General features: G+C 47.9%; 39 protein-coding genes. All 39 read right to left on the bottom strand.

Annotation, left to right across the window (positions count from 1 at the left end):
• Positions 1–308 precede the first annotated feature (308 nt).
• The 39 genes from ACRPK8_RS13810 to rpsJ all read right to left on the bottom strand — a co-directional run bounded on the left by ACRPK8_RS13810 (position 309) and on the right by rpsJ (position 22,426).
• Positions 309–911, bottom strand: a complete 603-nt coding sequence (locus ACRPK8_RS13810) for a KinB-signaling pathway activation protein (RefSeq protein WP_432238672.1) — start codon at positions 909–911, stop codon at positions 309–311.
• 2 nt (positions 912–913) lie between these two features.
• Positions 914–1,945, bottom strand: coding sequence for an Mrp/NBP35 family ATP-binding protein (locus ACRPK8_RS13805; protein WP_035413182.1), 1,032 nt, complete (start codon positions 1,943–1,945; stop codon positions 914–916).
• 144 nt (positions 1,946–2,089) lie between these two features.
• The gene (locus ACRPK8_RS13800; protein WP_432238671.1) at positions 2,090–2,740 is read right to left on the bottom strand and encodes a M15 family metallopeptidase; all 651 of its coding nucleotides are present in this window, start codon (positions 2,738–2,740) and stop codon (positions 2,090–2,092) included.
• 480 nt (positions 2,741–3,220) lie between these two features.
• A complete protein-coding gene (rpsI, locus tag ACRPK8_RS13795) occupies positions 3,221–3,613 on the bottom strand; it encodes a 30S ribosomal protein S9 (protein WP_023466655.1) in 393 nt (130 codons plus the stop codon).
• A gap of 24 nt (positions 3,614–3,637) precedes the next feature.
• On the bottom strand, positions 3,638–4,075 hold the full coding sequence (gene rplM, locus ACRPK8_RS13790) for a 50S ribosomal protein L13 (RefSeq protein WP_023466654.1): 438 nt from the start codon (positions 4,073–4,075) through the stop codon (positions 3,638–3,640).
• A 168-nt stretch (positions 4,076–4,243) separates the two neighbouring features.
• The gene (gene truA, locus ACRPK8_RS13785) at positions 4,244–4,978 is read right to left on the bottom strand and encodes a tRNA pseudouridine(38-40) synthase TruA (protein WP_432238670.1); all 735 of its coding nucleotides are present in this window, start codon (positions 4,976–4,978) and stop codon (positions 4,244–4,246) included.
• On the bottom strand, positions 4,978–5,769 hold the full coding sequence (locus ACRPK8_RS13780) for an energy-coupling factor transporter transmembrane component T family protein (RefSeq protein WP_432238669.1): 792 nt from the start codon (positions 5,767–5,769) through the stop codon (positions 4,978–4,980). Before ACRPK8_RS13780 ends, truA begins: the two co-directional genes overlap by 1 nt.
• Positions 5,766–6,620: an energy-coupling factor transporter ATPase gene (locus ACRPK8_RS13775; RefSeq protein WP_432238668.1), complete on the bottom strand. Its 855-nt coding sequence runs from the start codon at positions 6,618–6,620 to the stop codon at positions 5,766–5,768. Before ACRPK8_RS13775 ends, ACRPK8_RS13780 begins: the two co-directional genes overlap by 4 nt.
• On the bottom strand, positions 6,608–7,438 hold the full coding sequence (locus ACRPK8_RS13770; protein ID WP_029343095.1) for an energy-coupling factor ABC transporter ATP-binding protein: 831 nt from the start codon (positions 7,436–7,438) through the stop codon (positions 6,608–6,610). The genes ACRPK8_RS13775 and ACRPK8_RS13770 overlap by 13 nt, the downstream gene beginning before the upstream one ends.
• A gap of 98 nt (positions 7,439–7,536) precedes the next feature.
• Positions 7,537–7,908 carry a 50S ribosomal protein L17 gene (gene rplQ / locus ACRPK8_RS13765; protein WP_023466649.1) on the bottom strand — a complete coding sequence of 124 codons (372 nt, stop codon included), beginning with the start codon at positions 7,906–7,908 and terminating at the stop codon, positions 7,537–7,539.
• Between the two features lie 33 nt (positions 7,909–7,941).
• The gene (locus tag ACRPK8_RS13760) at positions 7,942–8,886 is read right to left on the bottom strand and encodes a DNA-directed RNA polymerase subunit alpha (protein WP_023466648.1); all 945 of its coding nucleotides are present in this window, start codon (positions 8,884–8,886) and stop codon (positions 7,942–7,944) included.
• Positions 8,887–9,023: 137 nt separating this feature from the next.
• On the bottom strand, positions 9,024–9,419 hold the full coding sequence (rpsK, locus tag ACRPK8_RS13755) for a 30S ribosomal protein S11 (RefSeq protein WP_023466647.1): 396 nt from the start codon (positions 9,417–9,419) through the stop codon (positions 9,024–9,026).
• A gap of 16 nt (positions 9,420–9,435) precedes the next feature.
• A complete protein-coding gene (gene rpsM, locus ACRPK8_RS13750; protein WP_023466646.1) occupies positions 9,436–9,801 on the bottom strand; it encodes a 30S ribosomal protein S13 in 366 nt (121 codons plus the stop codon).
• A gap of 20 nt (positions 9,802–9,821) precedes the next feature.
• The gene (gene rpmJ / locus ACRPK8_RS13745) at positions 9,822–9,935 is read right to left on the bottom strand and encodes a 50S ribosomal protein L36 (RefSeq protein ID WP_003156543.1); all 114 of its coding nucleotides are present in this window, start codon (positions 9,933–9,935) and stop codon (positions 9,822–9,824) included.
• Between the two features lie 33 nt (positions 9,936–9,968).
• On the bottom strand, positions 9,969–10,187 hold the full coding sequence (infA, locus tag ACRPK8_RS13740; protein WP_012369032.1) for a translation initiation factor IF-1: 219 nt from the start codon (positions 10,185–10,187) through the stop codon (positions 9,969–9,971).
• A 149-nt stretch (positions 10,188–10,336) separates the two neighbouring features.
• Entirely contained in the window at positions 10,337–11,089 is a 753-nt protein-coding gene (map, locus tag ACRPK8_RS13735) for a type I methionyl aminopeptidase (protein WP_432238667.1), read from the bottom strand.
• Positions 11,089–11,736 carry an adenylate kinase gene (locus ACRPK8_RS13730; RefSeq protein WP_023466643.1) on the bottom strand — a complete coding sequence of 216 codons (648 nt, stop codon included), beginning with the start codon at positions 11,734–11,736 and terminating at the stop codon, positions 11,089–11,091. The genes map and ACRPK8_RS13730 overlap by 1 nt, the downstream gene beginning before the upstream one ends.
• Before the next feature lie 71 nt (positions 11,737–11,807).
• Complete coding sequence (gene secY / locus ACRPK8_RS13725) at positions 11,808–13,097, bottom strand: preprotein translocase subunit SecY (protein WP_432238666.1); 1,290 nt, start codon at positions 13,095–13,097, stop codon at positions 11,808–11,810.
• Positions 13,097–13,537 carry a 50S ribosomal protein L15 gene (gene rplO / locus ACRPK8_RS13720; protein ID WP_035399353.1) on the bottom strand — a complete coding sequence of 147 codons (441 nt, stop codon included), beginning with the start codon at positions 13,535–13,537 and terminating at the stop codon, positions 13,097–13,099. Before rplO ends, secY begins: the two co-directional genes overlap by 1 nt.
• Positions 13,538–13,572: 35 nt before the next feature.
• Positions 13,573–13,758: a 50S ribosomal protein L30 gene (rpmD, locus tag ACRPK8_RS13715; protein ID WP_023466640.1), complete on the bottom strand. Its 186-nt coding sequence runs from the start codon at positions 13,756–13,758 to the stop codon at positions 13,573–13,575.
• 18 nt (positions 13,759–13,776) lie between these two features.
• Positions 13,777–14,277, bottom strand: a complete 501-nt coding sequence (gene rpsE, locus ACRPK8_RS13710) for a 30S ribosomal protein S5 (protein WP_023466639.1) — start codon at positions 14,275–14,277, stop codon at positions 13,777–13,779.
• Between the two features lie 22 nt (positions 14,278–14,299).
• Positions 14,300–14,650: a 50S ribosomal protein L18 gene (gene rplR, locus ACRPK8_RS13705; protein ID WP_023466638.1), complete on the bottom strand. Its 351-nt coding sequence runs from the start codon at positions 14,648–14,650 to the stop codon at positions 14,300–14,302.
• A gap of 37 nt (positions 14,651–14,687) precedes the next feature.
• Positions 14,688–15,224: a 50S ribosomal protein L6 gene (rplF, locus tag ACRPK8_RS13700; RefSeq protein ID WP_058705173.1), complete on the bottom strand. Its 537-nt coding sequence runs from the start codon at positions 15,222–15,224 to the stop codon at positions 14,688–14,690.
• A 31-nt stretch (positions 15,225–15,255) separates the two neighbouring features.
• Complete coding sequence (gene rpsH, locus ACRPK8_RS13695) at positions 15,256–15,654, bottom strand: 30S ribosomal protein S8 (protein ID WP_012369023.1); 399 nt, start codon at positions 15,652–15,654, stop codon at positions 15,256–15,258.
• 31 nt (positions 15,655–15,685) lie between these two features.
• Positions 15,686–15,955 carry a 30S ribosomal protein S14 gene (gene rpsN / locus ACRPK8_RS13690; protein ID WP_023466636.1) on the bottom strand — a complete coding sequence of 90 codons (270 nt, stop codon included), beginning with the start codon at positions 15,953–15,955 and terminating at the stop codon, positions 15,686–15,688.
• A 14-nt stretch (positions 15,956–15,969) separates the two neighbouring features.
• On the bottom strand, positions 15,970–16,509 hold the full coding sequence (gene rplE / locus ACRPK8_RS13685; RefSeq protein ID WP_023466635.1) for a 50S ribosomal protein L5: 540 nt from the start codon (positions 16,507–16,509) through the stop codon (positions 15,970–15,972).
• A gap of 30 nt (positions 16,510–16,539) precedes the next feature.
• The gene (rplX, locus tag ACRPK8_RS13680) at positions 16,540–16,851 is read right to left on the bottom strand and encodes a 50S ribosomal protein L24 (RefSeq protein WP_012369020.1); all 312 of its coding nucleotides are present in this window, start codon (positions 16,849–16,851) and stop codon (positions 16,540–16,542) included.
• A gap of 34 nt (positions 16,852–16,885) precedes the next feature.
• Complete coding sequence (gene rplN / locus ACRPK8_RS13675; protein WP_012369019.1) at positions 16,886–17,254, bottom strand: 50S ribosomal protein L14; 369 nt, start codon at positions 17,252–17,254, stop codon at positions 16,886–16,888.
• A gap of 48 nt (positions 17,255–17,302) precedes the next feature.
• Positions 17,303–17,566, bottom strand: a complete 264-nt coding sequence (gene rpsQ, locus ACRPK8_RS13670; protein WP_023466634.1) for a 30S ribosomal protein S17 — start codon at positions 17,564–17,566, stop codon at positions 17,303–17,305.
• A gap of 31 nt (positions 17,567–17,597) precedes the next feature.
• Complete coding sequence (gene rpmC, locus ACRPK8_RS13665; RefSeq protein WP_012369017.1) at positions 17,598–17,801, bottom strand: 50S ribosomal protein L29; 204 nt, start codon at positions 17,799–17,801, stop codon at positions 17,598–17,600.
• Positions 17,788–18,225: a 50S ribosomal protein L16 gene (gene rplP, locus ACRPK8_RS13660; protein WP_012369016.1), complete on the bottom strand. Its 438-nt coding sequence runs from the start codon at positions 18,223–18,225 to the stop codon at positions 17,788–17,790. Before rplP ends, rpmC begins: the two co-directional genes overlap by 14 nt.
• 33 nt (positions 18,226–18,258) lie before the next feature.
• Positions 18,259–18,915: a 30S ribosomal protein S3 gene (gene rpsC / locus ACRPK8_RS13655; protein WP_023466633.1), complete on the bottom strand. Its 657-nt coding sequence runs from the start codon at positions 18,913–18,915 to the stop codon at positions 18,259–18,261.
• Positions 18,916–18,927: 12 nt separating this feature from the next.
• The gene (gene rplV, locus ACRPK8_RS13650; RefSeq protein WP_012369014.1) at positions 18,928–19,260 is read right to left on the bottom strand and encodes a 50S ribosomal protein L22; all 333 of its coding nucleotides are present in this window, start codon (positions 19,258–19,260) and stop codon (positions 18,928–18,930) included.
• A 20-nt stretch (positions 19,261–19,280) separates the two neighbouring features.
• On the bottom strand, positions 19,281–19,559 hold the full coding sequence (gene rpsS, locus ACRPK8_RS13645) for a 30S ribosomal protein S19 (protein WP_012369013.1): 279 nt from the start codon (positions 19,557–19,559) through the stop codon (positions 19,281–19,283).
• A gap of 63 nt (positions 19,560–19,622) precedes the next feature.
• A complete protein-coding gene (rplB, locus tag ACRPK8_RS13640; RefSeq protein ID WP_023466632.1) occupies positions 19,623–20,453 on the bottom strand; it encodes a 50S ribosomal protein L2 in 831 nt (276 codons plus the stop codon).
• Positions 20,454–20,485: 32 nt separating this feature from the next.
• Positions 20,486–20,770, bottom strand: coding sequence for a 50S ribosomal protein L23 (rplW, locus tag ACRPK8_RS13635; protein WP_023466631.1), 285 nt, complete (start codon positions 20,768–20,770; stop codon positions 20,486–20,488).
• Complete coding sequence (gene rplD / locus ACRPK8_RS13630) at positions 20,770–21,393, bottom strand: 50S ribosomal protein L4 (protein WP_023466630.1); 624 nt, start codon at positions 21,391–21,393, stop codon at positions 20,770–20,772. The genes rplW and rplD overlap by 1 nt, the downstream gene beginning before the upstream one ends.
• 29 nt (positions 21,394–21,422) lie before the next feature.
• Positions 21,423–22,049 carry a 50S ribosomal protein L3 gene (gene rplC, locus ACRPK8_RS13625; RefSeq protein WP_058705174.1) on the bottom strand — a complete coding sequence of 209 codons (627 nt, stop codon included), beginning with the start codon at positions 22,047–22,049 and terminating at the stop codon, positions 21,423–21,425.
• A gap of 68 nt (positions 22,050–22,117) precedes the next feature.
• On the bottom strand, positions 22,118–22,426 hold the full coding sequence (gene rpsJ, locus ACRPK8_RS13620; RefSeq protein ID WP_029343090.1) for a 30S ribosomal protein S10: 309 nt from the start codon (positions 22,424–22,426) through the stop codon (positions 22,118–22,120).
• Positions 22,427–22,512: the final 86 nt, after the last annotated feature.

The following is a 22,512-nucleotide window of genomic DNA, read 5'->3' as shown; positions in this document are numbered from 1 at the left end:
ATTGACGAAGCTTGCGCTTCATTCGTTTTTGTATTCCGTAGAATACGATTTTTGCCTCATCGTTCAGTTTTCAAAGTCCAATATGTCATTTGACGACTTTTAAATCTTACAGTAAAGTAATGTGTGATGTCAATTACTTTTTTGAAGTTTTTTTCGTCTGTGACGTTCGCGTTTGGCGTGTGCCTCAGCGACATGTATTAATATATCAACTCTTGTTTTTTTCGTCAACTGTTTTTCTAAAAAAACTTTAGAAAAAAGATAGACCCGCTTGAACCGGTAAAACACTACCCGTTCGCGGGTCTTTTTCATTACGCCTGTTTTTGCGATTGTCCTTGAGAAGCAGGCTTTTCTTGTAAACGATGCAGCATTAGAATCTGATACGCATTACAGACTAAAAGTGTCGCAAGCGCCGCCCACAACATCCGTTTATCTTGTGTCGCCTGCAACGCAGGTACCCATTCGATCAACGTGATGACTGTCATGAGGAACAATGTCGGAATGAACGCTGTAAAGTTCGTTTCCCGTGCTTTCGTCCGCGCGACTAGGAAAGCAACGAATAATAAGACGACCATCTCACCAATATAAAGACCCGTCTTATCAAACCCATAGGCTAGTCCGCGTAGATAGACACCATCAAATAGTGCAAATGCGATCAAAACGATTTGGACACGATTCCAAAGTTTTGCACCTCGGAATAAGTCGAGTCCGACACGATGTAAGATCAAGTACGAGAAGAACCCCATCAAACTGATGGCTGTCCACGTACTGCTGTAGGAAAGAGCTGTCACATATCCGCTGATCGATTGATTTCGGATATACCCAGGTTCCGCTACCAAGTTAAACACGAAGCCGGCGAGCGTTCCAATCAGGAGCGTCATCCAAAACAGCTTCAAAAATCCTCTAATCTTCATTCTTATCCCTCTACTTTTTCGATGACACGCGTGGCGAGTTCATTATAGTATGTCTCAAATGGATGATCATCGCGATAGATCGATGGGGCGAAGTCCGCATCATTCGCATATGGTTGTCCAAGTGGAATCTTAGCTAGAATATCGGTTTTTAACGCTTCTGACAACCTCTCTCCGCCACCACTACCGAAGACATATTCTTTTTCCCCCGTCACTTTACTTTCAAAGTATGCCATGTTCTCGACGATTCCGAGTAAGCGGTGGTTCGTCTTGATTGCCATTGCCCCTGCCCGTGCTGCGACGAATGCCGCTGTTGCGTGAGGCGTCGTGACGATGACTTCCTGACAGCTCGGGAGCATCGAATGAATATCGAGTGCGACATCCCCTGTACCTGGCGGAAGATCAAGCAACAGGTAATCAAGGTCGCCCCACTCGACGTCCGCGAAGAAGTTGTTGAGCATCTTTCCGAGCATTGGTCCGCGCCAGATGACGGGTGCATTGTCCTCGACAAAGAAGCCCATCGAGATGACCTTGACGCCAAAACGCTCTGGTGGAACGATCCGGTCGTTGACGACGGTCGGACGTGTTTCAATCCCCATCATGTCAGGCACACTGAAACCATAGATATCCGCATCAATCAATCCGACCTTCTTCCCTGCCCGTGCGAGGGCGACTGCTAAGTTAACGGAAACCGTCGATTTTCCGACGCCACCTTTCCCAGAAGCAATCGCGATGAATGTCGTACCGGATTCTGGTTTAAGGATTGATGGTGTCGTCGCTGCTTGAATCCCGTGATCCCCGAGTGCCTCGAAGCGGAGTCCCACCGTCTTGAATCCTTTTTCTTTTAATTCCTTGACGATTTGCTGTTGGAGCACGAGTTGCTCCCCAGAACCGGATTGTGCTAAAGCGATTTTCAAGCTGACATAATCACCTTTAATCCGGACGTCACGGATGCCGTTCGTATCTGCAAGCGGGCGGTCAATCGTCGGATCGACGAGCGTTCCGACTACCTCGCGAATTTCTTGTTCATTCAACATAGTGCCTTCCCCCTGAAAACGTTCGATTTAATCCTTATTAGTATAACAAAAATAAGAGAGCGCTTGCACATTTCGACACCGGAAAGGATGACTTTTCCATGTCCGATGTCGGTTTTCATCGTTTTGCTCGATCATCCGCTCGTTTTAGAACATCCGGTTCCATGTCGTTGGACCCACGACACCATCGACATCGAGTCCTTGACGTGTTTGATAGGCACGGACTTTTTGAGTCGTCTCCATGTCAAAACGCCGGGTCACGGTCGCTTTGACTGCCCGCTGGATGCGTTCAATGTCCCGCGGGTTCATCTTGGCGGCACCTTGATACAGTGGACGTCCCGGATACGGAACGATCGCACGAGCGTAATTCGTCGCTTCTTCAGACGCTCCCAGTAATTCAAAGTGTGGATAATCCTTAAAGCTCGTCCAGTCCCCGCCCCAGGAAAAACCACGTCGCTTCATCGCAGCAACGATTGTTTGAAAGCTTTGATCATTTCGAAACAGTGCCTGTGCCCCGTCACTGGAATATTGGAAGAGGTCGACGGCAATCCCGCGATTATGATTCGATTGTCCTCCGCGTGCATTCGTCACAATCGGTCCCGGAGTCGTCCGTCCCTGTGCATATAACCGATTCTGCTCCGCGATGGAACGGTATCCTTGCGCGACACCGACGTAAATGCCTTGCGTATGCATCTCCCGGATGACCTTACGTGTCCGTCTCGCGACTTCCGGTGAAAGTCCTGAAACATTCAACTTCCGATTCGCTCGCTCGAGTAACCAGCTGATCGATAATGCCATGTCTGCTCACTCCCCTTTGTCTTCTGTTCCCAAAAACAAAATCCGCTATACTTATGGAATGTAGAGCAATCCTAATTAACGTTAAAAGGAGCATCATATGAAAAAACGCATCATTTGGACACTTAGCGTCACCTGTCTCTTACACCTTGGCTTCGTCCTATATCTGACGCTGCAACCAACTCTAGCTACCCAGACGGAGTTGCCGGACAATGCAACCGTCTTGAGTGAGGAAACCTCTTTTACGGGACATGTCGGTCAAACGACGGTACACACCCCTATCGCATTCATACAATCCCTATTTCTGTGGAGCATCCCGCTGACGATTGTCATCCTTTACCTGCTTCTGTCCTTGCTATACCGCTTACGCATAACTAAGTCGACCTAACTTCAACCGCTCTTCTGACACTGTGTCAGGAGAGCGGTTTTTCGATATACACAAAAAAACCTCCCACCACAAGGGTGAGAGGGATTCGAAAAGAATTAACGTTTCGAGAATTGTGGTGCACGACGAGCTGCTTTAAGACCGTATTTTTTACGCTCTTTCATACGAGCGTCACGAGTCAAGAAGCCTTTCGCTTTAAGTGCGCCGCGGAATTCTGGATCCGCTTGAAGAAGAGCACGTGAGATACCGTGACGGATAGCGCCTGCTTGACCAGTGAAGCCGCCGCCTTTGACCGTTACGATTACATCGTACTTGCCTTCTGTTTCTGTGATTACGAGTGGTTCTTTTGCAGTCATGATCAATGTCTCATAACCGAAGTATTCGCTGATATCGCGACCGTTAACTGTGACTTTACCGTCTCCAGCAACGAGGAAAACGCGCGCTGCCGCGTGTTTCCGGCGACCAGTGCCGTAGTAACGTACATCTGCCATCGTGTAGTTCCTCCTAAATTCGTATTAACCGCGAAGTTCGTAAACTTCTGGTTGTTGTGCTTCGTGCTTGTGTGCAGCTCCAGCATAGACGTGGAGTTTGTTGAACATTTGACGACCGAGGCTACCTTTTGGAAGCATCCCTTTGATCGCGAGTTCAAGCATGCGCTCAGGTTTGTTAGCAAGCATATCGCGTGCAACAGTCTGCTTTAAGCCGCCTGGATGACCAGAGTGACGGTAGTAGACTTTTTTGTCGAGTTTGTTACCAGTTAAAACGATTTTCTCAACGTTGATGAGGATAACGTTATCCCCACAGTCAACGTGTGGTGTGAACGTAGGCTTGTGCTTACCACGGAGAAGTGATGAAACTTCGCTCGCAAGGCGACCGAGTGTTTTACCTTCAGCGTCGATAAGGAGCCATTTGCGTTCTACATCAGTAGCTTTCGCCATGAAAGTTGTGCGCATGTAAAATACCTCCTAAGGAATTAAAAGTTCTGTTTTTGATTTTTCATTTATTCACTAGGTGAATCTATCATAATCTTAGGTGTACGGGGCTAAGATTGTGGTTTCATAATAAATGAAATGCCAATAAACATTGTATGTTTTTTAATAGCCAATGTCAATTGCCTTTTTTCACTCCGGATAGAAAACTTCCCATAGATAGAGTCCATGAGGAGGCGCCGTCACGCCTGCGACGTTTCGGTCCTTTGCCAGCAACATGTTTTTAATGTCCTCTGGTGCAAAACGACCGCGTCCGACGTCAAGTAACGTCCCGACCATGATCCGGATTTGATTATAGAGAAACCCACTGCCCTGGAACCGAAAGACGAGTTCGTCACCGACTGTCATCAACTCTGCCTCGTAAATCGTCCGGACCCGGTTATCCGTTTCCGTCTTCGCAACACAGAATGAACTGAAGTCGTGCGTCCCGACGAGATGTGCCATTCCTTGACGGATTCGCTCAAGATCAAGCGGATACGGGACATGAACCGACAGATTTCGACGAAATGCATTTTCTTCGCGGCGGACGAAATAGCGGTATTCCTTCCCTACGACATCGTAACGCGCTTCAAAGGTCGGTTTGACCTCCTCGCAGCTCCGGACACGGATATCCGCAGGTAAAAGCGTATTCAGTGCCTTGACGACGTTCTCCGGAGGAATCGCCAGTTCCGTATCAAAGTGAATGACTTGCCCGTAAGCATGGACTCTTGCATCCGTCCGTCCCGATCCGATGATCTTGACAGGATGTTTGTGCATCCGCGCAAGCGTCGTTTCGATCACTTCTTGAATCGTTAATCCGTTTGGTTGCACCTGATACCCGGCGTAGCCGGTCCCGTCATATTGAATCGTACATTTTAAACGACGCATCAGCCGATCCCCCGCAATCCTACTAAACTGACTGCCAGGAGAACGAGCAAGATCATCAAGCCAGTATCGCGCATCGTCCACTTGGATTCACGTAGACGTGTCCGACCTTCTCCTCCACGATAGCCCCTTGCTTCCATCGCTGTCGCAAGGTCCTCTGCCCGCTTGAAGGCGGAGATGAACAAGGGAATCAACAAGGGAATGATCGCCCGTAACCGTTCCTTGATTGGACCTGCCGCTAAATCAACACCACGTGCTTGCTGTGCCTTCATGATTTTCTCTGTCTCCTCCGCTAAGGTCGGCAGGAATCGAAGCGAAATCGATAACATAAGCGCAATCTCATGCGTCGGGACACGGACGACCTTGAACGGTTTCAATAACAATTCAATCGCATCCGTCAGTTCAATCGGTGACGTCGTCAAGGTGACGAGTGTCGTGATCGAGACGAGATAAAAGAAGCGTAACGAGACGATGATCGCGAGTCGGAGTCCTTCTTCATAAATCCGCAACCAGCCGAGTTCAAAAATCACAGCCCCTTCGCGCGTGAAGAACAGCTGGATGACGAACGTAAAGACGATCAGGAACAGGATCGGCCGCAGCCCTTTTAGAACGTAACGGAGCGGTAAGCGACTGCTCATGAGTGCGAGAAACGTAAAGACAAGTAAAAAAATGTTCGTCGCTGCATTGTTCGCAAGAAAGACGAGCGGAATGAAGCAGAAGGCAAAGATGATCTTGGCAAGTGCTGACGAGCGGTGCAAGTACGACTGACCGGGAATATGTTGTCCAACGATCATTCGCTCACCCCCTTCGTCATCAACCAATCGATCAATTCAGTCTCCGTCCGGATATCCGGACGCTCCACTCCACGCTGATCAGCGACTTGCCAAGCAAGCGATAAGACGTGCGGGAGATCGAGATGGAACTGTTCGAGTAACGTCTCTTCTCGGAATAGGTCAAGCGGTAGTCCGTCAAACGCCACCTGGGCGTCTTCCATGACGATGACACGCTCGGCATACTCAAGCACCTGATCCATGTCATGCGTGATCAGAAGCAACGTCATGCCGGTTTCCGCATGGAGCCGGGCAAACAGACTCAGCATATGCTTACGTCCTTGCGGATCAAGTCCTGCCGTCGGCTCATCGACGATCAACACGTCTGGTTGACTAGCGAGTACGCCGGCAATTGCAACACGCCTCATTTGCCCACCAGACAGGTCAAACGGCGAACGACTCCAAAAGACTTCATCGAGTCCGACAGTCCGTAATGCCTCTTTTGCTAATTGCTCAGCCGTCGCAGCGTCATGACCAAAGTTCATCGGACCGAACATGACATCCTTTAAGACGGTCTCTTCGAACAATTGATATTCCGGATATTGAAAAACAAGCCCGACGCAACGTCTTAACGGCTTGAGGTCCTGTTTTTTCTTCGGTTCGACGATGATGTCATCGACTTGTACCTTCCCCGCTGTCGGCTTGAGCAGCCCATTGATATGCTGTACGAGCGTCGATTTCCCGGATCCGGTGTGCCCTACAAACGCAACAAGCGCCCCTGATGGAATCTCAAGATTCACATCACGCAGCGCGACTCGTTCGAACGGACTATTGAGTTGATACGTATAATTTAATTCCTGGATTAAGATTGGCATAAACGGTTCACCAATTCTCTTTCATCTAGTATCGTCTCCTCAAGTGAGAGACCTTGCGCCCGTAAACGTTCCTGTACCCGAACCACGAATGGGACATCGAGTCCGATGTCTTCTAAGAACGATGCATGACGAAAGACTTCCTGAGGGGATCCTTCTAATACGATTTTCCCGGCATCCATGACGATGACACGACTAGCCCGTAGTACTTCGTCTAATTCGTGTGTAATCGCGATGACTGCCATCGGGTGGGTCGCATGGAGTTCCTGAACGGTCGACATGACCTCTTGTCGTGCTAATGGATCAAGCATCGATGTAGCTTCATCAAGCACGAGAACATCAGGGCGCATCGCAAGCGCCGAAGCGATTGCGACACGCTGCTTCTGTCCGCCGGATAGTTGATGGGGTTCCCGATCAACAAAATCCGTAAGGCCAACGCGCGCTAGACTGTCGTCGATACGACGAACCATTTCCTCGCGTGGCACACCCCAGTTTTCTAGAGCAAATGCCACGTCGTCGCGCACGGTCGTGCCAACGAATTGATTATCTGGATTTTGGAAGACGATGCCGATCGCTCGACGCATCTCCCACAGCTGTTCCGGATTCGCACTTGAAAAGCGCTCAGCTACCGTAACGGTCCCTGTCTCCGGTAACAACAATCCATTAAACAATTTCGTCAGCGTTGATTTTCCAGAGCCGTTGTGACCAACGATGGCGACCCATTCACCTGAACGAATCGTCAGAGAGACCTCGTGTAAGGCTGCTTGTTCCTGTTCCGGATACCGATAGGTGACCTGCTCCAGTTCAATCAGCTTGTCCATGATCTCTCCTCCTTCATCAAATCAATACTTTCATTTTGTAGCAAAAGGGCAGAAGCGGGATACGCACTGCCCTTTTATGGCGAATCATTTAATGAGGATTAAACGAGTTCGATGATGACCATTTCTGCGCCGTCACCACGACGTGGTCCCATTTTCATGATGCGTGTGTAACCACCTTGACGCTCAGCAAAACGTGGAGCCACATCAGCGAATAATTTTTGGATCGCGTCTTGTGCTTTGCCCTCTGCGTTTTGACCAGCAGCTTCACGGCGAACGAACGATGCAACTTGACGACGAGCGTGGAGATCACCGCGTTTACCTAAAGTGATGAGTTTCTCTACGACTGGACGAAGTTCCTTCGCTTTTTGTTCTGTAGTTTGGATACGCTCATTGATGATGAGATCAGTCGCAAGGTCACGCAAAAGTGCCTTACGTTGTGAGCTTGTACGGCCTAATTTCGAGTATGCCATGGATGGATTCCCTCCTTCGTGCAATTAATAGTATTAGTCTTCTTTGCGCAAGCCTAGTCCGAGTTCGTCGAGCTTCGCTTGAACTTCCTCGAGTGATTTACGTCCAAGGTTACGGACTTTCATCATCTCGTCTTCGCTCTTGTTCGCGAGTTCTTGAACCGTGTTGATACCAGCGCGTTTCAAACAGTTGTACGAACGAACTGAAAGATCGAGTTCTTCGATCGTCATTTCGAGTACTTTTTCTTTTTGATCTTCTTCCTTTTCGACCATGATTTCAGCATGGAGCGCTTCGTCCGTAAGACCAACAAAGATGTTTAAGTGTTCTGTCATGATTTTTGCACCGAGTGACACTGCTTCTTCAGGGCGGATTGAACCGTCCGTCCAAACATCAAGCGTCAACTTATCGAAGCTCGCATCCTGACCGACACGTGTTTTTTCGACTTGGTAATTTACACGTTGAATTGGCGTGTAAATCGAGTCAATTGGGATGACACCGATTGGCATATCGTCCCGTTTGTTATCTTCAGCCTGAACATACCCACGACCACGGCGTGCTGTCAGACGCATATGAAGTGATGCACCTTCTGCAAGCGTTGCGATGTGAAGTTCTGGGTTGAGGATTTCGACGTCGCTGTCATGCGTAATGTTCGCAGCAGTGACAACACCAGCGCCTTGAATATCGATCTCAAGCGTTTTCTCTTCTTCCGAGTACACTTTGAGGGCGAGTTTCTTAAGGTTCAAGATGATTTGGGTAACGTCTTCTACAACGCCATCAATCGTCGAGAACTCATGAAGAACGCCATCGATTTGGACTGCAGTGACTGCAGCACCCGGAAGTGAAGACAATAGGATACGACGCAATGAGTTACCAAGCGTTGTACCGAATCCACGCTCAAGCGGCTCAACTACGAATTTACCAAACGTAGCATTCTCGCTTAACTCGATCGTTTCAATCTTCGGTTTTTCGATTTCGATCATCTGAACCCCTCCTTGAATATCGTCATGTTGGCCATCGCGTTCAATCGCCAACCGCCTTGTGTACGTTTCTACTGCCTTGCTTGGTCAAACGATCAACAAAAGTCTACTCGATTCCCCGCTCTGCAGTACAAGACGGGTTACACGCGACGACGTTTTGGAGGGCGGCAACCGTTGTGTGGTACTGGAGTAACGTCACGGATTGCAGTGACTTCGAGACCGATTGCTTGAAGAGCACGGATAGCTGCTTCACGACCTGCACCAGGACCTTTAACGTTAACTTCTACAGTACGCATACCGTTATCCATTGCTGTTTTAGCAGCTGTTTCAGATGCCATTTGTGCAGCGAAAGGAGTCGATTTACGTGAGCCTTTGAAGCCCATGTTACCTGCAGTTGCCCAAGAGATTGCATTCCCTTGCATATCAGTGATCGTAACGATCGTGTTGTTGAATGTTGAACGGATATGCACGATACCAGATTCAATATTCTTTTTGACTTTACGTTTACTACGAACGTTCTGTTTGCGTTTTGCCATCTTAGTTTACCCTCCCTTACTTCTTCTTGTTCGCTACTGTACGGCGTGGGCCTTTACGAGTACGCGAGTTGTTTTTAGTGTTTTGACCACGAACTGGAAGACCACGACGGTGACGAACACCACGGTAGCAACCGATTTCGATCAAACGTTTGATGTTGAGTGAGATTTCACGACGAAGGTCACCCTCAACTTTGATTTTGTCTAAACCATCACGAAGTTGGTTCAATTGTTCCTCAGTCAAGTCACGAGTACGAGTATCTTCAGAGATACCAGTTTCTTTCAAGACTTTTTGAGCAGTCGTTTTACCAACACCATAGATGTAAGTGAGTGAGATGACGATGCGTTTCTCACGTGGAATATCTACACCAGCAATACGTGCCATGTGTGCACCTCCTTGTTTAATTACCCTTGTTTTTGTTTATGCTTAGGGTTTTCGCAAATAACCATTACTTTGCCTTTACGGCGGATAACTTTACATTTTTCACAGATCGGTTTAACCGAAGGTCTTACTTTCATTGTGAATACCTCCTCCTGAAAAAATCGGAGTTTTTATTTGAAACGGTATGTGATCCGTCCGCGAGTCAAGTCGTATGGTGACAACTCAACCGTTACTTTATCTCCTGGCAAGATTCGAATGAAGTGCATCCGAATTTTTCCTGAGACGTGCGCGAGGACCGTGTGGCCGTTTTCTAACTCCACCTTAAACATCGCGTTTGGAAGCGGCTCGATAACCGTACCTTCCACTTCGATTACATCTTGTTTCGCCATCAATTATACCCCTTTCTCTATAAAGTTGATTGGGAGCCCAGACGATTTGTAGCGCTAGGGGCTTTCTACAGGAGCCATTGAGAGATCATCGGTCACAAACACGAGTGGATACTGGCTTATAGAAAGGTGACACCAATAACGCGCACAGCTCACTCTGCATCGACCGTTAAGATCTCGTAGCCGTCGTCTGTGATGGCGATGGTGTGCTCAAAGTGGGCGCACATGCTACCGTCCACCGTCACTACCGTCCAATTGTCGGATAGTGTGCGAACATAGCGTTTCCCGACATTGACCATGGGCTCAATTGCCAGTGTCATGCCGGTTTTCAGGCGCGGCCCTTTCCCCGGTGGTCCATAATGTGGAATTTGCGGATCTTCATGCAAATTTTGTCCCACGCCGTGGCCCACATATTCGCGGACTACAGAAAAATTCGCTGCTTCCACATGTGATTGGATCGCATGCGAAATATCTGTCAGGTGCACGCCAGCTTTGGCGCGCTCCAATCCTTTATACAGAGATTCTTCAGTTACGTCAAGTAACCGCTTCGTCTCTTCAGAGATTGTACCTACCGGATATGTCCAGGCTGAATCTCCGTGATACCCATTATACTCCGCTCCGATGTCAATCGAGATGATGTCACCGTCCTGAAGTACACGTTCTCCCGGAATACCATGGACAAGCTCTTCGTTCACGGAAGCACAGATGCTTCCCGTGAAACCATTATACCCTTTAAACGATGGTGTTGCCCCTTGACTTCGAATATAGCGTTCAGCGATCGCGTCGAGTTGCCCCGTCGTGATACCTGGGCGAATATGAGCCTGCAGCTCCTTATGCGTCCGGGCGACGATTTGTCCTGCTTTACGCATGATGTCGATTTCACGCGGCGCTTTCGTGATGATCATTACTGATCACCAAGGAGTGCCTGAACATCGGAATATACATCGTTGATCGGACGATCACCGTCCAAATTACGAAGATACCCTTTTTCTGCGTAAAAGTCAATCAAAGGTTGCGCTTGAGCGACGTTGACTTCCAAGCGACGACGTACTGTCTCCTCTTGGTCATCTTCACGTTGTACAAGTGCTGATCCGTCGATATCACAGATCCCCTCCACTTTTGGTGGGTTATAGAGAACATGATACGTTGCTCCGCAAGTTGGGCAAATCCGGCGACCTGTCAAACGAGGGACAAGTTTCTCCGGGTCTACACCGATGTGGATGACGTGATCAATTTGTTTGCCCAGATCTTCAAGTAATGCTTCAAGAGCATCCGCTTGTTTCACTGTGCGTGGGAAACCGTCAAGGAGAAAACCGTTGGCACAGTCTTCTTTGGCGAGACGCTCACGTACGATGCCGATTGTAACTTCATCCGGAACGAGTTCCCCTTTATCCATGTATGATTTCGCTTCCTGCCCGAGTGGCGTCGAATCTTTGATCGCCGCGCGGAACATGTCGCCTGTCGAGATGTGGGGAATCGCATAGTCTTCGATGATTTTCGCAGCCTGCGTTCCTTTACCAGCACCCGGCAAACCCATCAATACTAGATTCATGTCGGTAGCCTCCACTTCTATAGCTCTATAGACACAACAGAAAGGAAAGGGATGGTCCCCTTCCTCCCGCCTTATCGGATAAAGCCTTTGTAGTGTCGTTTAACCAATTGACTTTCAATCTGTTTCATCGTCTCTAGTCCTACACCGATGACGATCAGTAAACTCGTTCCGCCGATCTGTACCGAGTTCGGTAAGCCAGCAAACTTAATGAAGAATGTCGGCGTCACCGCGATGACAGCGAGGAAGAGTGAACCGAAGAATGTCACACGGTAAAGAATCTTCGTGATGTACTGCTCCGTTTGCTTACCAGGACGAATACCAGGAATGTATCCGCCTTGTTTTTGAAGGTTCTCTGCCATTTGTTCCGGGTTGACCTGAACGAATGTGTAGAAGTACGAGAACGCGATGATCAGTGCCACGTAGATCGACATACCGATTGGACTCGTATAGTCGAAGATGTCACGGATTTTCGCTGCTGTTTCCGCACTCGCAAAGAAACTCGCAATCGTTGGTGGCGTCACCATGAACGACACCGCGAAGATGACTGGAATAACACCGGCAGCGTTCAATTTGATCGGCAAGTGTGCCGATTGACCGCCAACTGGTGTCCGGTTCACCGTACGCTTCGCGTACTGAATCGGAATCTTACGTGCAGCTTGCTGAACATAAATGACTCCGACGATGACCGCGATGATGATTAAAAGCAAGAGTACGATATAAAGCACGTTAACAAACAAAGCATCCCCTGCATTTTGGAGCTTCGTTTCGTAAATCTGGCGGAATGCATTCGGGAAGCCCGCGACGATCCCAGCGAAGATGATCATTGATATCCCGTTACCAATGCCCTTCTCCGTGATGAGTTCACCGAGGAACATCAAGAATGCCGTTCCTGCTGTCAATACGAGTGCAATCATAACGTATGTCCAGGTGCCGAACTGTTCGTCGACAAGACCTGGATAGATACGGTTAAATCCAAGCGCGATTCCAAACGCTTGGACTAAGCCGAGTACGATCGTTCCATAGCGCGTTACCGTTGCTAACTTCTTACGGCCCGCCTCTCCTTGTTTTGCCCATTCGGCAAACTTTGGAACAACGTCCATCTGTAAGAGTTGGACAACGATCGAGGCCGTGATATACGGCATGATTCCCATCGCAAAGAGTGAGAAATTCTTCAAAGCATTCCCACCGAATGAGTTCAAGAAGCCGAGAACACCGTTCTGGTCAATCTTGAACACTTCCGTGTTTACCATCGGTACCGGGATATGTGCTCCGATCCGGAACACGATGATCAGTGCCAAGGTAAAGAGAATGCGCCGACGAATGTCGGCTACGCGCCACATATTGGAGATCGCTTGAAACATTAGATCACCTCAACCGTACCGCCGGCAGCTTCGATTGCTTGCTTCGCAGCGTCGGAGAACTTATGAGCTTTAACTGTCAGTTTCTTTTCGATCTTACCGTTAGAAAGAATTTTCACGCCGTCTTTCATGCCTTTGACTGCACGAGTCTCGACAAGAAGTTCTGGAGTGACTTCAGTTCCTTCTTCAAAACGGTTGAGTGTGTCAAGGTTAATGACCGCGAACTCTTTACGAGTTGGGTTGTTGAAGCCGCGTTTTGGTAAACGACGGTAAAGTGGGTTTTGTCCACCTTCGAAACCTGGACGAACACCACCGCCTGAACGAGCTTTTTGACCTTTGTGACCACGGCCAGAAGTCTTACCGTTACCAGAAGACATACCGCGACCTACACGGTTGCGTTCTGAACGTGAACCAGCAGCTGGTTTCAATTCATGGAGTTTCATAGTGGGGCACCTCCTCATAAAATTATATCGAACTATTACTCTTGAATTTCTTTTACTGTCACCAAGTGTGACACGTGGTTAATCATCCCACGCATAGCAGCGTTGTCAGGTACGACAACAGTCTGGTGCATCTTACGGAGACCAAGCGTACGAGTAGTAACGCGTTGGTTCTCCGGACGACCGATCATGCTGCGTGTGAGGGTAACTGCGAGTTTCGCCATCTGTTTTCCCTCCCTTTCTTAACCGCGAAGTTCTTCGACGGTTTTACCGCGGAGTTTCGCAACTTCTTCAGCACGTTTGAGTGATGTGAGACCTTCGACAGTCGCACGAACCATGTTGATTGGAGTGCTTGATCCAAGTGATTTTGAAAGAATGTCGTTGATTCCCGCTAATTCGAGAACCGCACGAACTGGACCACCAGCGATGACTCCAGTACCTTCAGAAGCAGGCTTCAAGAAGACGTGACCTGCACCGAATACACCGTTGACTTCGTGTGGAATTGTTGTGTTAACGATTGGGACGTTAACCATGTTTTTCTTAGCATCTTCGATTGCTTTACGGATCGCTTCAGGCACTTCCTGAGCTTTACCCGTACCGAAACCTACGTGACCATTCTTGTCACCAACGACGACGAGGGCAGCAAAACGGAAGCGACGGCCACCTTTTACTACTTTCGCGACGCGGTTTACGGTAACAACGCGTTCTTCGAGTTGATCCATGTTAATTTCTAACTGGCGCATGTAGAGGTTCCCTCCTTTTCTATTAGAATTTGAGACCAGCTTCACGAGCTGCTTCAGCTACAGCTTTGATACGTCCATGATAGAGATATCCTCCACGGTCGAAAACGACTGTTTCGATACCTTTTTCAAGAGCGCGCTCAGCTGCGAGCTTACCAACTGCTGCCGCAGCGTCAGTCGTGTTGCCTTTTTCAAGGTCGAGTGATGATGCAGATGCGAGTGTTGCATGTGTTGCATCGTCAATGACTTGTACGTAAATGTTCTTGTTCGAACGGAATACGTTCATACGTGGACGTGTTGCAGTCCCGATGATTGTACGACGGACACGACCATGACGTTTTTTACGCGTAGCGTTTTTATCTGCCTTTGAGATCATTTATGCCACTCCTTTCCGGTCAATTCGCATTCGCGAATTACTTACCTGTTTTACCTTCTTTACGACGAACGACTTCATCACTGTAACGAATACCTTTACCTTTGTACGGCTCAGGTTGACGGTACGAACGGATCAATGCAGCGACGTGACCAACACGTTCTTTGCTGATTCCGCGAACGATGAGTTGCGTATTCGTAGGAACTTCGACTTCGATGCCTTGTTCCGGAGTGTACTCGATTGGGTGTGAGTAACCGAGGTTGAGTACGATTTTGTTACCTTGCTTTTGTGCACGGTAACCAACACCTTGGATATCGAGTGTCTTAGCGAAACCGTTGCTTACACCTTCGACCATGTTCGCGATAAGCGCACGAGTCGTTCCGTGGATCGTACGGTTTGCTTTCTCGTCGTTCGGACGAGTGACAGTCAATTCATTACCTTCTACGTTAATCGCCATAGCTGGGCTGAACTCGCGTGAGAGTTCCCCTTTAGGACCTTTTACCGTAACCGTGTTGTTTTCAACTGTTACTGTAACGCCTGCTGGGATGACGACTGGCTTTTTACCAATACGTGACATTTAAGACACCTCCGTTCTTTTTATGCGTGTATTACCAGATGTATGCGATCACTTCGCCGCCGACTTTTTGTTGGCGAGCTTCTTTGTCAGTCATTACACCTTTAGATGTTGAAACGATAGCGATTCCGAGACCACCGAGTACTTTCGGGATTTCATCAGCTTTCGCGTAAACGCGAAGACCTGGTTTCGAGATACGTTTGAGTCCAGTGATGACGCGCTCGTTGCTTGCGCCGTATTTAAGGAATACGCGGAGCGTACCTTGTTTGCTGTCCTCGAGATATTCAACATCGCGGATGAAACCTTCACGTTTGAGGATTTCAGCGACTTCACGTTTGATTGTAGAAGCTGGCATTTCCAACTTCTCATGGCGAACCATGTTTGCATTACGAATGCGTGTAAGCATATCTGCAATCGGATCTGTCATAACCATGCGATGTACCTCCTTTCACAACTTTAATGAATTACCAGCTTGCTTTTTTAACACCAGGGATTTGACCTTTATGAGCAAGATCACGGAACTTAATACGGCTGATACCGAATTTACCAATGTAACCGTGTGGACGGCCAGTGATACTACAACGGTTGTGTAAACGAACCGCTGAAGAGTTACGTGGGAGTTTGCTCAAGCCGATGTAGTCGCCTTGTGCTTTCAATTCTGCGCGTTTTTCAGCGTAGCGCTCAACGAGTGCTTGACGTTTTACTTCACGTGCGATCATTGATTTCTTAGCCATGTTGTCGACCTCCCTTATTTTTGGAATGGCATGCCGAGTGCAGTGAGAAGCTCACGTGACTCTTCATCCGTGTTAGCAGTAGTTACGATAACGATGTCCATACCACGGACTTTCGATACGCGATCGTAGTCGATCTCTGGGAAGATCAATTGTTCCTTCACGCCTAGCGTGTAGTTACCACGGCCATCGAAAGATTTTTTCGATACGCCACGGAAGTCACGTACACGTGGAAGTGACACGTTGATCAACTTGTCGAGGAATTCGTACATGCGCTCGCCACGAAGTGTAACCTTCGCACCGATTGGCATACCTTCACGAAGTTTGAAACCAGCGATTGATTTCTTAGCTTTCGTGATGAGTGGCTTCTGACCAGTGAGGAGCTGAAGCTCTTCGACTGCCATGTCAAGTGCCTTAGAGTTCGTAACCGCGTCACCAACACCCATGTTGATTACGATTTTATCGACTTTCGGCGCTTGCATTACAGAACTGTAGTTGAATTTCTCCATCATTACTTTGACGATTTCGTCTTGGTATTTCGCTTTTAAACGGTTCATCAGAAAGTGGACCTCCTTTCTTTAAATCTCTTATTTATCTAAAGCTTCGCCCGATTTTTTAGCGATACGTACTTTCTTGCCGTCAACCACAGTGAAACCAACGCGTGTTGGGTTACCTGTCTTAGGGTCGATGAGCATAACGTTCGATACGTGAATCGGTGCTTCTTTCTCGACAATTCCGCCTTGCGGGTTGAGTTGAGAAGGTTTTGAGTGTTTTTTGATCATGTTGACGCCTTCGACGATCACGCGATCTTTTTTAGGCATAGCTGTAAGGACAACGCCTTGTTTGCCTTTGTCTTTACCAGTCATAACCTGAACTTTATCACCTTTTTTGACATGCATCGTTAGAGCACCTCCTTGTAGGAATTCTTTGGAATTAAAGTACTTCCGGTGCCAACGAGACGATCTTCATGAAGTCTTTTTCACGAAGTTCGCGTGCGACTGGTCCGAAGATACGTGTGCCACGTGGGCTTTTGTCATCCTTGATGATGACTGCTGCGTTTTCGTCAAAACGGATGTACGAACCGTCTTTACGACGAACGCCACGTTTAGTACGAACGACTACTGCGCGTACAACTTCACCTTTTTTGACAACGCCACCTGGTGTTGCTTGTTTTACTGTACAAACAATAACATCACCAATGTTAGCAGTTTTACGACCAGAACCACCGAGGACTTTGATCGTCAAGACTTCACGAGCTCCTGAGTTGTCTGCTACTTTTAAGCGAGATTCTTGTTGAATCATACGATTGTACCTCCCTCCGGATGTTTATTCACCCGAACTAATTAGAGTTTAGATGATTACTGCTTCTTCAATGACTTCTACGAGACGGAAACGTTTGTCCTTAGATAATGGACGTGTTTCTTGAATGCGTACAACATCACCGATTTTAGCTGTGTTGTTTTCATCATGCGCTTTGTACTTCTTAGAGTAGTTTACGCGTTTGCCGTAAAGCTTGTGCTTTACTTTTGTTTCAACTGTAACTACGATCGTTTTGTCCATTTTGTCAGAAACGACGCGTCCAGTTAACACTTTGCGGTTGTTAGTGCGTTCCATTGAGTGTTCCTCCTCTCAGAATCCGAGTGAATTATGCGTTGTTGATGCCGAGTTCGCGTTCACGAAGAACGGTTTTCGCGCGTGCAATCGACTTGCGCACTTCACGGATACGAGCAGGGTTCTCAAGCTGACCAGTCGCGAGTTGGAAACGAAGGTTGAACAACTCTTCTTTCCACGAACCGACTTTACCGTTAAGCTCTTCAGTTGTTTGCTGACGGAGATCAGTTGCTTTCATTCGTATCACCACCATTTTCTTCACGTTTTACGAACTTACATTTTACTGGAAGTTTGTGTGATGCAAGACGGAGAGCTTCGCGTGCGATCTCTTCCGATACTCCTGCGATTTCGAACATTACTTTACCCGGTTTGACGACTGCTACCCAGCCCTCCGGAGCACCTTTACCTGAACCCATTCGGACTTCAAGAGGTTTTTTAGTGTATGGCTTGTGTGGGAAGATCTTGATCCACACTTTACCACCACGTTTCATATAACGAGTCATCGCGATACGCGCTGATTCGATTTGACGGCTAGTGATCCAGCTAGCTTCTTGAGCTTGGATACCGAACTCGCCGAAGTGTACTGTAGTACCACGTTTCGCTTTACCACGCATGTTGCCGCGGTGAACACGACGATATTTTACACGTTTTGGTAACAACATGTTGTGTTGCCTCCTTCCCTAGACGGATGTGGATTATTCTTCGTTTGCTGCTGCTTTTTTCGTAGGAAGCACTTCACCGTGGTGGAGCCATACTTTTACGCCGATTTTGCCGTAAGTTGTATCAGCTTCTGCAGTACCGTAATCGATGTCTGCACGGAGTGTATGAAGTGGGACTGTTCCTTCCGAATACTTCTCAGAACGAGCGATATCAGCGCCACCAAGACGACCAGAAACTTCAGTCTTGATTCCTTTGATACCAGAACGCATTGAGCGTTGGATTGATTGCTTCATAGCACGACGGAACGATACGCGACCTTCAAGTTGGCGAGCGATGTTCTCAGCGACGAGCTTAGCAACTGCATCCGGGTTTTTCACTTCAACGACGTTAACGTGAACGCGTTTGCCTTTTGCAAGGTTAGTGATGTCTTTACGAAGTGTTTCGATTTCAGAACCGCCTTTACCGATAACCATACCAGGCTTAGCAGTGTGAAGTGAGATGTTCAAGCGGTTAGCTGCGCGCTCGATTTCTACTTTAGAGACACTAGCGTCTTTAAGACGTTTTTCGATATATTCACGAACTACGTAGTCTTCATGAAGGAGATCAGCATAGTCTTTATCTGCGAACCAACGTGATTCCCAGTCTTTGATGATACCTACGCGAAGACCAGTTGGGTTAATCTTCTGACCCACGGTAATCCCTCCTTATTTTTCAGATACCACGATGTGAACGTGGCTCGTACGTTTGTTGATGCGGCTTGCGCGACCCATTGCACGTGGGCGGAAACGTTTGAGCGTTGGACCTTCGTTTACGTAAGCCTCAGTGACTACGAGGTTTTCGATGTTCATGTCGAAGTTGTGCTCAGCGTTCGCGATTGCCGATTTCAATACTTTCTCAACGATTGGCGTTGCTGCCTTGTTCGTGTAAGCAAGAATCGAAAGTGCTTCGCCGATTTGCTTCCCGCGGATTAAGTCTACTACGAGACGTGCCTTACGAGGAGCAATGCGAACCATATTAGCCGATGCTTTTGATTGCATAATGAGTACCTCCCCTCAGATTAACGTTTCGTTTTCTTATCGTTTCCAGCATGTCCTTTGTAAGAACGTGTTGGAGCGAATTCACCAAGTTTGTGACCGACCATATCTTCTGTCACGTAAACCGGTACGTGTTTACGACCATCGTAGACAGCGATCGTGTGACCGATGAACTCTGGGAAGATTGTCGAGCGGCGTGACCAAGTTTTGATGACATGTTTGTCACCAGCTTCGTTGGCTTTATCAACCTTAGCGAGCAGATGGTGATCTGCGAATGGACCTTTTTTCAAGCTGCGACCCATAGTTGTACCTCCCTTTGGCATGATTCAGGAACGGTTCCTACGAACCGTCCAGAAATCATGTAATTATTTTTTAGAACGACGGACGATATATTTATCGCTCGCTTTGTTTTTCTTACGAGTTTTGTATCCGAGTGCCGGTTTACCCCAAGGAGTAAGTGGGCCCGAACGACCGATTGGAGCACGTCCTTCACCACCACCGTGTGGGTGATCGACTGGGTTCATGACAGAACCACGAACTGTAGGACGTTTTCCGAGCCAGCGTGAACGACCAGCTTTACCGATATTGACGAGCTCGTGCTCTTCATTACCGACAGCGCCGACTGTTGCACGGCAAGTAGCAAGGATCATACGAGTTTCGCCTGATTGAAGACGAACGATCGCGTATTTACCATCTTTACCGAGAAGCTGAGCAGAAGTACCAGCTGCGCGAACGAGCTGACCACCTTTACCTGGCTTAAGTTCGATGTTGTGGATCAACGTACCGACTGGGATGTTTGAAAGTGGAAGAGCATTACCGACTTTAATGTCAGCTTCTGGTCCAGCCATGACTTGCATGTCTACTTTCAAGCCTTTCGGTGCGAGGATGTAGCGTTTTTCACCATCGATGTAGTGGATCAATGCGATGTTAGCAGAGCGGTTTGGATCGTACTCAATTGTAGCGACACGACCAGCGATGCCATCCTTGTTCCGTTTGAAGTCGATGATACGATATTTACGTTTGTGTCCGCCACCTTGGTGACGTACTGTCAAGCGACCTTGGTTGTTACGTCCGCCCTTTTTCGAAAGCTTTTCAGTTAACGATTTTTCAGGACGTGAAGCCGTAATCTCAGCAAAGTCGAGTGCAGTCATATTACGACGACCGTTAGTGGTCGGTTTAAACTTTTTAATTCCCATCGAGAGTTCCCTCCTTTTCTACAGAGTTCCGATTAACCGAGGTAATCGAGTTCTTTGCTATCTGCAGTAAGCGTGACGACCGCTTTTTTGCGGCGTGCTGTGTAACCAGCGTGACGACCTACGCGTTTTGCTTTTGGTTTTGAGATCAATGTGTTGACTTTGTCAACTTTCACTCCGAAGATCGCTTCGACTGCATCTTTGATTTGAGTCTTAGATGCCTTCACGTCTACTTCGAATGTGTACTTTTTCTCAGCCATTTGGTTTACTGAACGTTCAGTAATGACAGGACGTTTGATAATGTCGTGTGTGTGTGCCATTATGCAAGCACCTCCTCTACTCTCGCAACAGCGTCCTTCGTAATGATGACTTTGTCATGAGCGACAAGATCAAGGACGTTTACACCTGCAGCGTCAACGACTGTGACACCTGGGATGTTGCGTGTTGAAAGAACGACTGACTCGTTGTAATCAGCAGTAACGACGAGAACTTTACGTTCGATTGAAAGAGCAGCGAATACTGCGATCATGTCCTTAGTTTTAGGAGCATCGATTGTCAATCCTTCAAGAACGATGAACTCGTTGTTAGCGACTTTCGAAGAAAGTGCTGAACGAAGTGCGAGACGACGAACCTTTTTAGGAAGTTTGTAAGCGTACGAACGTGGTGTTGGACCGAAGACTGTTCCACCGCCAACCCATTGTGGCGAACGGATCGAACCTTGGCGTGCACGACCAGTACCTTTTTGTTTCCATGGTTTACGGCCGCCACCGCGAACTTCCGAGCGACCTTTTGTATCATGTGTACCTTGGCGACGTGAAGCTTGTTGCATGACGATTGCATCGTATACGACTGCTTCATTTGGCTCGATTCCGAAAACGGCATCTGCGAGCTCGATGTCTCCAACTTGTGTACCTGTTTGGTTAAGCAAAGCTACTTTAGGCATTCGTTATTCCTCCTTTCCTTGCAAACGGATTAGTTGCCTTTAACCGCAGATTTGATGACAACTTGGCTCTTACGTGCGCCTGGGATAGCACCCTTGACGAGGAGTAAGCCGCGTTCTGCATCAACTTTTACGATTTCAAGGTTTTGAACAGTGATTTGCTCTCCACCCATGCGTCCAGGGAGCAATTTCCCTTTGAATACACGGTTAGGAGCAACAGGACCCATTGAACCTGGGCGACGGTGGTAACGCGAACCGTGAGCCATTGGACCACGTGATTGGTTGTGACGCTTGATTGCACCAGCGAAACCTTTACCTTTCGACGTACCTGTTACATCAACCATTTCGCCTGCAGCGAAAGTATCTGCTTTAATCTCTTGACCGATTTCGAAATCTGCTACTGATGTACGGATTTCTTTAATGAAGCGCTTAGGTGTCGCGTTTGCTTTCGCAGCGTGACCTTTTTGCGGTTTGTTTTGACGACCTTCTTTGATATCACCAAAGCCGAGTTGGACTGCTTCGTAACCGTCAACTTCCGTTGTTTTCAATTGAAGAACAACGTTACCTTCGACTGAAACGACAGTAACAGGGACGACTTCGCCTGACTCGTTGAAGATTTGTGTCATACCGAGTTTAGTTCCTAAGATTCCTTTAGCCATGAGATACACCTCCTAATATTGAATGATTTTGATCTTCTGGCTAGTATCAACTATCTATAGAAGAAAAATTAAAGTTTGATTTCGATGTCAACGCCCGATGGAAGTTCGAGACGCATAAGCGCATCAACTGTTTTCGGTGTTGGGTTAACGATGTCGATCAAACGTTTGTGTGTACGCATTTCGAACTGCTCACGAGCATCTTTGTACTTGTGAACGGCACGAAGTACTGTGTAGACCGCTTTCTCCGTTGGGAGTGGGATCGGACCAGATACAGTAGCACCTGAACGTTTTGCTGTGTCGACAATCTTCTCAGCCGATTGATCAAGCACGCGGTGATCGTATGCTTTCAAACGGATCCGAATTTTTTCATTTGCCATGTTATTTCCCTCCTTTTCGCCTATTTCGTAAATAGACATTCTCCGCGGAAATTTCCACACTAGCCATGGCAATGCCGCCTGGTGTG

Source organism: Exiguobacterium sp. TDN 0502 (assembly GCF_050846835.1).
Taxonomy (GTDB): domain Bacteria; phylum Bacillota; class Bacilli; order Exiguobacteriales; family Exiguobacteriaceae; genus Exiguobacterium_A.
Note: the sequence above shows the minus strand (reverse complement) of the source record. Positions and strands in the feature narration are given on the sequence as shown.